The organism is Pseudonocardia sp. TRM90224 (genome assembly GCF_021245725.1).
GTDB lineage: Bacteria > Actinomycetota > Actinomycetes > Mycobacteriales > Pseudonocardiaceae > Pseudonocardia.
In genome coordinates, this window is the sequence record NZ_JAJGSX010000073.1 from 1 (window position 1) to 14568 (window position 14568).

A 14568-nucleotide genomic window follows, 5' to 3' on the forward strand; every position below is an offset into this window, starting at 1 on the left:
CATCAGAACCGGCGCCGGCCACAGCCACAGCACCAAACACAAGATCGACTCGCTGCCCTCATGAATGACCGGGGCTAGCACTCCAAGGGTGCTCCCAGCTCGCGGGCGGCCTCGACGGCGATGTCGACGGCTCGGGTCGCGAGCGGCGACAGGCTGCGTTCGGCCGGCCAGCAGAGGTACCAGGTGCTGGCCGGCGACGGCTGCAGGTGGTGGACGCTGAGCCGCTCGTCGGACCAGACGTCGGAGCCGTGCAGAGCGAGCCACGGCAGCACCGCCGAGCCGACACCCGCCCGCACCATGGCCACGACGGCTTCGTGGCCGCCGGTCCGGAACACGATCCGTGGCCGCGCCCCGCTGCTCGCGAGCTCCCGCTCCAACCAGGTCTGGTGCTCGTTGACCGGCCAGGCGACCATCGGAGTGCCGTCGAGCAGCCCGACCCGCACCGGGCCGGCGGGGAACACGCCGGCCCGCGCCACCAGCAGGTACGGCTCGGCGAGCAGCTCGACGTGCTCGACGTCGCTGTCGGGGCGGCCGTAATGGAACAGCAGGTCCCGATCTCCGATCTGCGGATCCTCCGGTCCCACGTCGAAGAGCCTGATGTCGCAGTCGGGGTGCTCGGCGAGCAGCTTGCGCACGACGGTCGGCAGGATCAGCTTGGTCGCCCCCTGGAAGGTGCCGATGTCGATCCGGCCGTTGCCGGCCTTGAAGCGGTCGACCGCGTCCGCCAACCCCTCCGCTCTCCCGAGCAGGTCGCGCCCGTGCGCCAGCACCACCTCGCCGAGGGGGGTGATCCGCACCGGCCGCGGCCCGCCGGGCCGATCGAAGACGGCGCCACCGACGGCTTTCTCCAGCGCCGCGATCTGCTGGCTCACCGACGACTGGGTGTAGCCGAGCCGATCGGCGGCCCGCCCGAACGTGCCCTCCTCTGCGATGGCGGCCATGGTTCGCAGCAGCCGGAGCTCGACGTCAGCCATGGGCCCGGAGCATAAGTCATGGCGATGGATCCGGCCGAGGACGATCGCCTTCTGGTTGTTCCGGTGGAAGCTGGTCTCGTGCTGCCGCAGCAGCACCCACCGCCCCGCCCTCGGGTTCGGCCGCGCCGACGGCCACCTTCCAGACCTCGCCTTCGAGCCGCGCCCGCATGCCGTGCACCGCAACCGGACGGCCCGCGTCGAGCAGCCGTCGGAGCCCGGCGCGATCGACGATCACCTCCCGTCCGGTCGGGACGGCGAAGAGGGGCGGGTCGAACGGGGCCACGGCCGCATCGCCCCCGCTCAGCCCCATGTACCTGCGGGCGTCCTCCAGCGCGTCGATCAGGGCGGCAGGCAGCCGCCCGGCGGCCACCACCTGTTCGATCTGGCCGAAGTGCCGGATGAGCTGCTTCCGCTCCGGGCCGTCGTGGACCATCGCCAGCAGCTGCTCCCGCGCCCGGACGGTGGCGCGCAGCTGCGCCATCACGTCCTGCGGTGAGAGCAGGCCGTAGACGTCCGGGGTCCCGATCAGCTGTTCGAGCAGCTGGTCCTCGAACTCCAACTCGGAGTTGCGGAACGTCATGTCGAAGTCGATCCGCACGACCAGCCCGGCCGGGGTGAGGATCAGGTTGCGGTTCTCCAACGCGTCCCAGTCGCCGATGAGCGCGTTGGCAACCAGCCCGGCGGCCAGCTGGCGCCGCACCTCGTAGCTGCGGCGATCCCGTCCACGCAGCTGTCGCCCCTCGACGTGGTCGGCGAGCTCGATCACTTCCCCCGCCGGCACGAGCACCCGACCGAGCCGGCCGACGACGTCTACATCGACCAGCGCGAGCCGGCTCTGCGCGGCTCGACCACCCGCGGCCCGGTAGAACGCGGCGGCCTCGACGTTGCGCTGCAGCCGGTCGACGCTGCCCCGCTTGACCACGTGACGCCGGCCCTCCGCGTCGCGGACGGCGAGGACCTTCTGCCAGCGCCGGTCCTCCCGCTTCAGGGTCGAGGTGTACCGGACGGGTCCGAGCAGCCGGATCGGCGCACCACCGGTAAGCAGCGGAGCGGACGGCTGCGCGACCCGCCGGGCCTCCCGCACACGCTGGATGCGCCGGACGTCGTCGTCGTGCTCGTCGTCGGACGCGAAACCGTCGGTGAGGTGGCGCAGCTCGTGGACGAGCACGTCGGGCAGCGCATCCTGCGCCGCCAGCGCGTCGTGCTGCGACCGGGACACAATGATGAGGTCAGTGCCGTCGACGTCGGCGATCGTGAACGCGTCGGTCTTCGCCAGGAGCCCGCCCGCCAGGTCCGCGCCCACGCCGTGCCGGCCGAACGCGTCGACCAGCGCAGCGTCGGCGACTACCGCCAGCACGACATCGCGGTTCGGCGGGCCGCGGATCGGGCGCAGGTCGGCCACCCGCTCGCCGGCCACGATCTCGCGCCCGAACGCCGCGTAGACGCGGAGGAACAACCGCTGCTCGGCGCGGGTCAGGATCCCGTGCGCCCCGCCCGACGTGCCGCCGCGCCGGCGCAGCACGTCCTCGGCCCACGCGAGGAAGAACCGCATCGCCGCCAGCGCCAGCTCCGTGGTCGGCGGCACACCGCCGGACAGGGCCGCGCGCAGCCGTTCGAGGATGTCGACCGCCCGGTCCGTGCTGATGTCATCGCCCTCGGCGGCCAGGTCGGAGAAGACGTCCTCCAGCTCGGCTGCCTGCATCATCGGGAGCTGTCGCAGGAGCGCCGCCAACCCGGTGCGCACGGCATCCCACGCACCTTCGGTCGGCTGGACGTCGGTCCGCAGCGTCAGCGCTGCCAGCACCGCGTGGATCCGGGCCGCCCAGTCCGCCCCGAGCACGACGACGAGTTCCGCGACGACCGCCCAGTCGTGTGGGGTGTCGAGGCTCCTCGCCACTTCGGCGACCAGCCGGCCGCCGTCGGCGTCGACAACACCGAGCTCGAACTCCAGCACCACAGCCGCGATGTCCCACACCGTACGGCCGTAGTCCTTGGTGGCCGCGGTCGGTGTCGTGCCCATTTCCGCGTGCTCGCGCCGCCAGCGATCGGCGGCCGCCCGCAGCCTGAGCAGCGCCTGCGCGTACTGGGCAGCGCCGAGGCCGCTGGCCTGGAAGCCACCGAGCTCCCCGACCGCGACGTCCAACCGCTCCTCGACACCGTTGAGCGTGGCGAGCCGATCGGCCGGGTCGTCTGACCGCAGCTCGGCCGCATCGAGCAGCTCCTCCACCCGGTCCAGCCGCGCGTCGAACGGCCGGCCGGTGCGCGTGCCGCGCGCCTCCACCGCGACCGCAACAACCGCGGCCGACGTCGCCGTGACCGTCCCGGTCTGCTGGTCGACGTGCTCGACCGTGCCCATCGCCCGCCCGGCCGCATCGACGACGAGGCTGCCGATGCCGATCTCGGCGGGTTCCCCGGCGGTCGTCATCGCGAACGTGGCCCGGCCGGCGGCGATCACCCGCGACCGGTGTGCCGTCTGCCGCTCGCCGTCGTGCCCGACGATCGTGACGTGCTGGCCGGGCACGGCCCGCTCCGGTGAGAGGGCCACCTTCGGGCCGGTCTGCACGGCGGTGAGCACAAGCACGGTCGCGATCGTGTTGCTGCCGTCGGGCGAGAGCGCGAACCGCGTCGCGCGCAGTGCGCCGATCGCCGAGCGCGCTCGCTCGACGGCGACCGCGTGCCCGCCGAGCTCGGCGGGGCTGTAGGTGAACAGCTCCTCCACCGGCCGACCGTCCAGCTCGATCTCGGGACCCGCTATGCCGGGGTCGATCGAGGCGAGCTCCCCGCTCGGGTCGTCGAACATGCTCACCGTCGCGCAGAAGCAGCCCGGTCCGACCGACCAGGCGTTGCCGCGGTGCACACCGTCGATCACGACCGGGACGACCGCGTACCGGGGCACGGTCATCTCCTCGGGGACGACCGCATCGATCTGCACCGGCGTCGCCGGCCCGTCGCCGAGCAGGGCGACGGTCGCCAGGAGGTTCGGCCCCACCCCGCTGACCTGCAGCTCGGTCCGGTGCGCTCGCAGTTGCGCCAACGCCCGATCGAGCGGCGGGACCATCTCCGCGACCAGGTCGTGCCGGTTCTCCCCGACCGCGATGGTGAGGGCGTCGAGCCGCCGCTCGACCTCATGCACCAAAGGGTGCAGCGGAACCGGTAGCAGGAGCTCCAGCAGCTGCGGCAGGACGGGCACGAGCGGCGCCGGGACGAGCTCGTGCGGCACCCCGACCAGGTGCAGCCATATGGCGGCGGCGAGGTCGCCGCGGACGGCCGGCGGCAGCAGCGCCAACGGCTCGACGAGCACCGGGTCGACGAACACGGCCATCCGGGCGGGGTGGACGGGATCCGGCGCCGCCACGAGCAGCGGCGCGAAGCCGAGCGGAAGGGCTCGCAGCAGCCCCGGTGCCTGGTAGGCCCGATGCCCGTCCCACAGGTGCTCTTCATCGAGGAGCTCCCGAACGGCGTGATCGGGTTCCAGCGGCGTCAGCAGCCACCGTCGGTCGCGCACCGCCGCCAGCACCCGCTCGACCTGCTCGCCGACCACGCGAACCTCGTCGCCGGTCACCGGGTCGACCGCGATCACCCCACCGGCCGAGGTTCCGATCGCACCCGCCGACCGCTGCAGGATCGAGATGGCCTGCCTGCGACGGGTGACGTCCGCGTCGTGCTGCTCCTTCGTGTGCGAGCCGCCACCGAGGTGGAACCGCCGCTCGTGGTCGAGCACGATCCGCAGCGCGTCGGTGCCGCGCAGCTCCGCGAACCGCTCGGCGACCATGCCGACGACGCCGATCCCGCGCTTCTTCTCGGCGCGCCACCCGAACGCGTCGGACTTCGCGATGATCTCCGCGGCCCGCTGCGCGTCGACCCCCCGCTCCGCGAACAGGTCGAGCAGCAGTGCGTGGTCCACCAGCAGCAGCCCCTCGCCGCGACGCAGCACACCGCGCCCTTCCGGGCTCTTGCGGCCGACGAGCCGCACTCCCGGGTGATCCTCGTCCGCCATCCGCCGGGCCGCCGCCATCACGTCGGCCATCAACCCGTGCTCGTCCTCGTCGAGGATGCCGAAGGTGCCGCCCTGTCGCGCCTGCGGCCCGACGCCCGGCAGCAGGCTCCGTGTGCGGTCGCGGTAGCGCGCCACGAGCACGGCGGTGGTGACCACCACCGCCGCGACGCCCACGAACCAGTTGTCCGGAAGGTCGTCGAGGCGGGTGGGGAACGGCACGAAGGCGGGAATCCACACGAGCTCCTGGAACTGGCGGAGCAGCCGGTCCCACCACGTACCGGGGCCCCGCTCACCCGGCTCTCCCGCCAGCCCGGCCGCGACGACCAGCTCCTGCGGCAGCTCGCGGGCCACGACCAGGCGCTCCTCGGCCGTCATCAGCACCGCAAGGCCCGACACCTCCAGCACCAGCAGGTTCTCCACCTGCCGCCGGACGTAACCGGTGCGCCCGCCGACCGCCTTCAGCCGCACGCGGACCGACGCGATGACGTCCGCGAGCCACGCCTCACGCGGCCCGAAATCGGTCAGCGCACCGGCCTTGCGCTGTGGGGACAGACGCGGCAGCACCTCGTGCGCCCGCAGGACGGCCTCGACCACCGAGGCCTTCACCGCCCGGCCGACCAGCGTCGGGTGGGTGATCTCCCGCTGCCCTGCGACAACCGCCGGCAGCTGCCGCAGCACCGGCTCCGAGACGAGCCCGAGCAGCACGTCGTCCCGACCGGACGGGGCGGGCTCGACCAGCGCGCCGGCGCACTCGCAGGCGTCGAGGTAGACCGCCCACGCGCCGTGCGGGTCGCGCCAGCCCGGCTCGGCAGCGAGCACCGTGGCGGCGCCGGCCCGGAGCAGCTGCTCGCCGGAGATCCCCGCCCAGCCGACGCGGCTGCCGACGACCGGCGGCGCGCCGTACGTGAGCGGCCCGAGCGGGACGTCCAAGAGCCGCGGGTCCTCGATGTCGATCACGAAGAGATGCAGCATCGCGGCGGCCTCCCGCAGCTGCGCCTTCGACGCGAAGCCGCGCGCGGCGCCGGTGCCGGCCGCCTGCTCGACGACGTCCCCGACGGCCGCCGCGGGGCGGACCGTGCCCGCTACCACCAGCTCACCGGCCAGCGTGGAGATCCGCACCGTGACCGGGCCGGCGGCCGACGTCGTCCCGAGCGCGACCACCACGCCTCTGCCGTCGGCGATGCTGTGGACGACCCCCGTCGTGACGCCGCTCGGCCCGTCGACCTGGACCACCCTCGTGGTGAACGGATGCGGCAGCTCCCCGAGCTCACCGGCCTGCCGCATGGGGCGGCCGTACGGGTCCATCCGCGCGCCAACAGCCGCGGTGAGCACCGGCGGGGCGGGCAGCGCCCGCACGAACGGCGGCGCCGGCAGCGCCTCCTGCTGCGCCAGCACCCGCTTCGCGGCAGCCCGGTCCTCGGCGTGCAGCGCGAAGCCGAAACCACCGGCGATCACGAGGACGAATCCCACGGCCGCGGCGAGGCCGAGCACCACGGCGGGCACGCCTTCGACCACCGAGGGCTCGAGATCGGCCGGGTCGGCAAACGCCGGAGTGGCGGCGGCGATCATGGTGGTCACGGTCACGATCGCCACAGTGGCTGCAGCAGCCACGGTGGCGAGCGGGCCGGCCTTCCTCGCGGCCGCCTCCTGCCTGCCGCGCTCGACGTCGGCGTCGTGCGCCGCCTTGCTCTCGAACCCGCCGTCGAGGTGCCGCAGCTCGTGGTCGAGCACCACGTCGAGCTCGTCACGCCGCACCAGCTCCCGGTGCCGTTCGGCAGTCATCACGACGACGTCGACGCCGTCCTGGTCGGCCAGCGAGAACGCGTCGCTGCGCGCGATGAGGTCCGCGGACAGCGCAGCGTCGATACCGTGCTTGCCCAGCACGTCGACCAGCACGTCCGCCAGCACGTCGTGGCCCACGAGGGCCAGCACCCGCTCCGGGCGCGGCGGACCGCGGATCGACACGATCCGCGCGTCCCGGTCACCGGCGACGATCTCCCGCCAGAGCTGCTCGTACGCCGCAAACAGCAGCTCCAGCTCCCAGTCGTCGAAGATCCCGTGCGCGCCGCCCCCGTTGCCGAAGTTGCTGCTCGCGCCCGGGTGGGCTTCCGGCCCGCTGCCCCACTCGTCGACGGGGAACAGCGGCGGCGCCGCCTCGTGGTCAACACCGAGCTGGTCGAGCTTCGCGCGCACGGCGTCGGTGAACCGGACGGGGCGGCCCGCCTTGTTGTAGAAGACCTCCAGGTCCTCGTCGAGGTGCTGGTCGGCGGCAACCCGGACATGCGGATCCAAGGTGGCCAGCGCGGTGTCGAACTGGTCGGCGCCCAGCGCCGTGCCGTCGCCGAACAGGTCGACCGTGCGGACCGCACCGTTCGCCTCGGTGAGCTCCAGCCGGACCGGGAGGCCGAGGTCGACGGCGAGCAGCTGCGCCGCATCGAACGCGGCGTGCGGTGCGGAGCGGTCGCGGACCGCGGTGAGGACGAGGCCGTTCCTGGCGCCGCGGCGCACCAGGTCGTCCAGCACCGCCCGCCGCTCGGCGGTCACCTCGCCCGCAAGGGCACCTGGGCAGGCGTCGTCGCAGAGGTCCCGCAGCTCGATCCGCAGTGCGTCGGGTCCCGGCCCGGCGGTGGGGGCACCGAACACCCAGCTGGTGCCGGGGCCCACGGTCTCGGCCGCGGCGGTGGCAGCGGCGAGCTCGCCGACGAACCCGTTGATCGTCGCGAATCCGACGTCGGGCACGAAGAACGTGATGGGCGTTCCGCGGTAGACCTTCTCGCCGTTCCACTCGAAGCGACGCACCTGGACGGCGAAGCCGATCCGGTCCGTGACGGTGAGCGCAGGCCCGGTCTCGTGGGTCGGCGATTCGTTGCGGAGGCCGAACCCGGTGGCGCTGCGGTCGTTGCCCTGGTCGAGGCCCGACGCGCCGAGCGTGACGCCGCTCTCGCTGTAGCTCCCACCGATCCCGGGCGGCGTGATGTGCCCGGTGGTGACCGACGAGCCGACCACGTGCTGGAGGCGGTTGATGTCGCCGAGCTCCTTGGCGTGCTCGCCGACCTCGACACGCCGGTCGCTCGGCACCGCCCGCACCCTGACCTCGACGCCGTGGCCGGGCCTGTCACGCAGGGCGAGATCGACGATCGGGTGCCCGTCGGGGTCGAGCATCCGCATGAACTTCGCGTTGAGGGGGTCGGGGGTCAGCGCCTGCGTGAGCCTGGCGGCGTTGTATCCGAAACTGTGCCCCAGCATCCGCCGATCACGGAGCGCGGCTTCCAGCGGGGCCCGCAGTGGATTCTCGTCGAGGGCCGGCGCGCCCATGAAGTTCAGCGTGCCGTGCAGCATGAAGTCGATCTCCGACCCGTGCGGGACGGCCAGCCGGCGCGGGTCGACCGGGTCGGGGTCGATTGTGGCCACCTTGGCCGCTGACTCGGCCGGCGCGACGAGTCTGTCGGTGATCAGCCGGATCAACGAGCCGGTCAGGGTGAGCACCTCGGTGCGGGTGTCCTTCGCCCGCGGCCTGCCGAGCCGGACCGGCGCGCTGGAGATCTCGACGGTGTACACCACGCTCTGCCGGACCCGGTTGGATCCGACGGAGGTCATCACGCGCATGAGGTTGGTCCGCTGCTGGCCGACCTCGACAGATCGGCCGCGGTTGCGGTTCGTCTCGCCGGAGCCGTTCGACCCGAAGCCCAGGCTGCCGCCGGCGTCGCCGCCCAGCACCCGCCCGGTGATGAACGCGAGCACCCGCTGCACGTAGCCGTACCGCTGCTTGATCATGACGGTTTCGTCGGTCCGGCCCACCAGCATGGCGTCGTCGGCGAGCTCGGCCTTGATCCGGATGGTGAGCCGCTCGACCCGATCGCCGACGACCTTGCGGGGACGCGCCCGCACGTAGGTGGAGAACACCATCCCGGTGGGGCTGAGCATCGTGTCGAGGTGGCCGCTCCAGCCGTCGCCCGACAGGACGCTCGACAACGCGATCTTGAGGCGGACGTCGCGGTCGAGCACGCCGGGGAGCACCGCCTCGACACCCGATTCGACGACGTCGAGGACGGCGTCGTTGCCGAGCGCGCAACCGTTCGAGCAGGCGTAGAACCGGGCACGCTCGATCAGGCTCTCGCCGAGCCGGAAGCGCAGCGTCCGTGGGAGGACCGCTTCCTCGAGCACGCGGGTGCGCCGGTCGAGATCCTGCAGGACGTCGCTCAGCCCGCCCTCCTGCACGTTCACGCTGTCCGACGGGAACTGGCCTGCAAGCCACCCGGCCAGCACATCGGGGCTGTGCCATGCGGGCCGCTCGGGGGAGGTCGCGGCCGCGAGGTCCGCGCTGTACCGCTTGACCAGCCGATACGCCGTCCGCATGTCTAGCTTGGGCTCCCCCTGCATTGCACGCTGCATCACGTCGGCGACCAGGTCCAGCGGCAGCGGCAGCTCGTCATCCGCGTAGCGCTCCAGCCATTCGCGCTCGGCCGACAGGAACATCGCCGTGCCCGGCACCGGGTCGCCGACGGTTACAGCGCCGCGCTTCGTCACCACGCGGACCTCGATCTCGAACCACAGCTGGTTCAGCAGCGCCGCACCGGCCTCGATGCGCAAGCCCTCCGCGCCGGCGATGCCCAGGTCGAGATCGGAGGTCGCGGTGCTCGCCCCGCCCGACAGCCCGCCGTGCGCACCCGGCTTCGGCTCGGCGAGCTGGTGGAACCCGAGGCCGCCCGACACCGACCCCCCGCGGCTGTGCGCCGATCCGCGTTCGTTCCCGTGGCTGCTCAGCGTCAGGTTGATGCCCCCGACCAGCATGAAGGTGTTGGTGACGGTGCGCGCGTAGATGGGCCGGAGCGTGAGCTGGACGTACCCGCCGCCGGCCAGGGGGTAGATCAGGCCCGAGGAGATGAGCTCCGGCATGTGCTGCGCGAGGTGGTCCACGCCGGTGAACGCGATGAGCCCGGCGTCGGGTGAGCCCGGCAGCATGGCACCGGGAACCATCTCGACGACCCTGGTCTGCAGCGCACCGAAGTCGACGGCGGTGAAGGTGGCGCCCTTGAGCAGCTCGGCCGTCGGGCGGAACACCGGAGCGTCCCGCAGCGGCTCGGCGTCGGGGAGCCAGTCCTCCGGCATCATCAGCCGGAAGGTGCCGTGGGGTTCGTCGCGGTCGAGGAGCGGCGTCGCGGTGCCGTCGGCCCGCTCCAGGCTGACGACCATGTGGTAGCCGAGCCGGAAGACGGCCGACTCGCCGCGGCTCTCGACGAGCAGGACACCGTTGCCGGTGATCCCGGCGGACTGGCCGGCGCTGGTGCCGGCCGAACGGTCACCCGCGAGCGAGCCCCCGATGGTCGTTGCGGTCTGCGCGCCCGGCTTCGCCTCGTCGGTGTCCGGCCCGAGGCCGGCCCCGAAGCCCAAGGAGCCGCCCCAGCCGAAGGACCGCGACGCCGACGCCGACTCCCCGACCGTGTCGGACCCGATCGGCAGGCCGACGATCTTCCACGCGTCGGTCATGCCCTCGGGCTCCGCATTCGTCCACACGGGCACGAGCCGCGCCCTCAGGAACGCCGTCTCCTGGCTCTGGCCGCGGGGTCGACGTGTCAGCGGCAGGACCAGCCCCGACCCGATCGCCTCGTCGAACCCGGTCTCCAGCCGGGCCGCGCTGAGGAAGCCGTCCACATTGCGCTCGTTCTCCAGCAGCGCCCCCAGCGCCTCGCGCCCGCCGGTGAACGCAGCGCGCTCGGCCGCCGTGGCGGGTGGCACGAACCCGAGGCCGCGCAGGCCCTCCAGCACCGCGTCGCGTGCCGCCGGAACAGCGGTCATGTCGCGGACGAGGTCCTGCCCGACGGCGTTGACCTTGCCCGGGCCGGTCCCCATCCAGTCGGGAAGGCGCAGCTCCTTGCCCTCCGGGGCCCTCATCTCGGGGTCGTCGCGCAGCACGGCGCACCCGCTGGAGCAGTCCACCGCGGCGGCGTCCACCGGCAGCCCGTACCGGTACGCGTCGGGTTCGGGCAGCCGCATGAGGACAACGCTGTCGCCGCTGACCGTGGTGACGCGAGCCATGCGGGGCGAGTCGAACCGCTCCACCTCGACGACGAACCGCACGGTGCCCTCGTAGCCCTGCGTGTGGCCGGAGAACCGGTGCACGCCGGCTCGGATGCCGACGCGGGAGACGCTGGCCCCGATCGCGCGCCCGATCGAACCGAAGAACTTCCCGCTCAGGCTCGGCATCACCTTGGCGAGGACCGGCCCGACCACGGGAAGGGTCAGGAGCCGCGCGAGCACGTTCTCGGGGATCTTCAGACCTGCCGTGACGTCCCAATTGAGCGACCAGCCGAAGCCGTCGGAGTTGAACAGCGCCGAGAACGCGATGCGCAGGTCCTCGATGTGCTCCTTGAGGGTCGACCAGCCGACCATGCGGGCGAGCCGGCCGCGCCCGTCGCGAACCAGCTCGGCCCGGCTGGTGAGCCGCGCGAGCACCTGCCCCTTCTCGTCCCGGATGTCGGCGATCACGCGGTCGTCGATGGCGAGCTTGAGCTGGCCGGGGAGCTTGTGCACCAGCGCGGCGCGCACCTGGCTGCGCACGGGGTTGCCGATCTCGTTGTGCTCGGCGTCGAACGCGCTTGCGAGCACGTCGTCGGCGATGGCGTTCATGCCGGTCGCTGCGAGCACCGCGGGGGGTGGGAACGGAGTGCCTTCGCCGATCTCGGTCGCGGGCCGCGTCAGGGTCCATTCAGCAGGGCCCTCCGCGTAGGCCTCCGGGAGCCACATCTGCAGGTTGTCGAGGCGGACGACAACAGGCGTCGACCAGCCCGAACCGTCCGATCCGGGGCCGGGCACGGTGCGCTTCGCGACGTCCAGCGTGCCGGCCACCACGACGCCGATCGACGGGCCGCGGTTGTCGGTGACCCCACCACCGAGGTGGTAGGCGGCCCAGCCGCGGCCTGGTGTGTCGGTGCGGCCCAGCCGGAAGCCGAACTTCAGCCCGACGTAGCTGAAGAACGCCTTCACCCAGCTCGGACCATCCGAGAGCGAGTCGAACACCTTGTCGGCTTCGACGCCGACCGAGAACCCGGCATTGCGCACCGAACCGGCGCCGACCGACGGGTTGCCCTGGGGGAACCAGCCGCGCATCACCTGCGAGGCCGACCGGTTCGGGTCGGCCCACGGCGCGAGCCGCGTGGGCTCCCAACGCAGCCGCAACTCGACTGGATCCGCGCCGGGCAGCTCCAGCACCAGCCCGTCACCGGCGAGGTGGGGCCACCCGGCGAGGACCGTCTTGCGCAGCTCCTCCTCGGTGTAATGGTCGCGGCCGAGCACCTCGTTCACCGCGGCCACGATCGCCGCGGGGTCGGGCAGGCCCCCGGTGGGGGCCGCGGCCTTCGCCGCGACGAGCGCCGGGAGGGCGGCGGCCAGGTGCGCCTCGTACGCGACCGCCGCGTCGACGACTCCGACGGCGGCATCGACGACACCGCCAACCTTGCGGGAACTGCCGAGCCGCAGGTTGCTCAGCTCGTCGCCGAGCGTGCTGAACGCTTCCCGCAGCGCGAGCGCCGAGGTCACCGCGGCCAGGTACCGCTCGGTGATCCGCTCGAACCGGGCAGCGTCATCCGCGGCGGCCCGCTGCTGGGCCTGCGCCGCACGCTTGCGCCTGGCCGCGAAGCGGTCGCTGCTCGTCTCGGCCACCAGTTCGGCACCCGCTGCGGCGCGCTGCGCGGCTCGCGCGTCCTCGACGGACTGCATCGCCGCCAGCGCCGCTGCTTCGAGCTCCTCGATGACGAGGTCGACGGCTGCCTCGTGCTCCCAGAGCGGCATGATGAGACGCGATGCCTGCTCCGGCAGGTCGTCGCCGGCAGGATCGAACGCCCGCACGTCGTCGAGGAAGGCGGCGCCGACCACTCGCTGGTCGGTGAGCAGCGCGGCCTGCCGTTCCGCAGCGGGGATGAGCAGGAGCCCCGCCTCCAGCACGGTGTTGAGGAACCAGCCGCCGGTGCGGTTCAGCTTCAGCGCGGCGACGGCTTCGCGGGACGGGAGCTGGGCGAGCAGCTCGCCGCCGAAGACCCGCGCGGCCGGCGCGTCGACCGGCCTGGCCTTGGCGAGCGCCCCGAGCGCTTCGACGACGCCTTCGAGGCCGCCGCCGAGCTGCACGGGCCACCACGCCGTCGCCTCGGCCCGCAGCCGCGATGCGTCCTTCCCGGACCGCGCATGGATCGTCAGCGTGCGCACGACGTGCCGGACGGTCTCGCCGCTGATGCGGACGACCGTGCCCGACCTCGTTGCGACGACATCGCCGCCCGGCCCCCAGCGCAAGTCGATGTCGAGCCGCCCGGCGGTGGCGCGCCACGTGCCGAACGCGACCTGCCCGCCCTCGGCCCACGCCTGCGCGAACGCGAGGCGCCGGTGCCCCATCTCGATCTCGTCGGGCGCACCGGCGGCGCCGCTGATCACGGCATCGAGCAGGGCCTCCACCCGACCCAGAAGACGCTGCGACTCGGGCTGCACCGGACGCCCGTCGATGGCGGCGCGGGACCGCTCGATCTCGGCAGCCAGTCGGACGGCCGCGACCGGCCAGCCCACCGCGTCCGCGATCTTGCGCTCCGCGACACCGGCATCCAGCCCCGCCGCGACAGCGGCGCGCAGCACCTCGTCCCGACCCGCCGTCGAGCTCTGCGCCGCGAGCCGCCGGGCGGCCGCGAGCACCCGGCGACGGGTGTCGATCCCGCGGGCGGCGCGCGCCACCCTGCCGGGCAGCCCGCGGAACACCACGAGCGCCGCCCCCGTCGCCCCGAGCACTCCGAGGGCCTCGAGAGCTGCCGCAGGAAACTCGAAGGCGGCGTTCGCCACGCCCGGCAGCGCCACCATGGCGATCACGACGATGCCGAGCACGATCCCGGAACGGGCGAGCGCGCCCGTGGGCCCGCGCTGCCGCTGCAGGAACCGGACGAGCCAGAAAGTGATTGCGGCCAGCCCCGAGGCAGCCAAGCCGACCACCCTGCCCGACTGGTAGATGACCGCAATCGTGGCCGCGGCGGCAGCGAGCGCCCGGACCCGCTCCGCTGCCGTAGCGTTCTTGCTGAGCTGCGGGCGGGAGATCACGAACGGCGCGAACGCGATCGCGAGGCCGAGCAACGAGGTGCCCGCGAGCGTCAGCAGCTCACCGGCGACACCGGGCAGCGCGCCACCGGCCAGCGCCGATGCGATGCCGATAGCGCCGGTGGCCACCACCGTGGGCAACGCGCCGGCGACGCCGGAAGAGGCCGGGTCCCGGGCCTCCAGTCGGGCCTGGAGCCGCTCGAACGCCGAGCGCAGCTGCGGCTCGAAACGCTTGAGGGCGAACAGCGCGCCGACCGTACCGACCAGGATCACGATCGTCGCGCCGACGAGGAGCGCCACCTGCACGCCGCTCGGCGTCGACGCGTAAGCGACGCCGGGGACCAGCAGCGAACTCACCACCAGCACCGCAATGGTCATCGCCACCACAGCATCGACGCGGGCCAGCGCCTGCTCCCACCCACCGAACCGCGCACCGACCTGCCCGCCCGCCCAGCGCAACCACGCCACGGCCAGCCAGAAACCCGTCGCCGCGTCCGCCCGCACCTCACGCGCACTCGCGGCAATCCGACC

The 14568-nt window shown here is 73.2% G+C and carries 2 protein-coding genes; both read right to left on the bottom strand.

The genetic code is table 11. The features are described from left to right. Window positions 1-74 precede the first annotated feature (74 nt). On the bottom strand, window positions 75-974 hold the full coding sequence (locus LL648_RS42065; protein ID WP_232668586.1) for a LysR family transcriptional regulator: 900 nt from the start codon (window positions 972-974) through the stop codon (window positions 75-77). A 16-nt stretch (window positions 975-990) separates the two neighbouring features. Further along, the gene (locus tag LL648_RS42070; RefSeq protein ID WP_232668587.1) at window positions 991-14541 is read right to left on the bottom strand and encodes a hypothetical protein; all 13551 of its coding nucleotides are present in this window, start codon (window positions 14539-14541) and stop codon (window positions 991-993) included. Window positions 14542-14568: the final 27 nt, after the last annotated feature.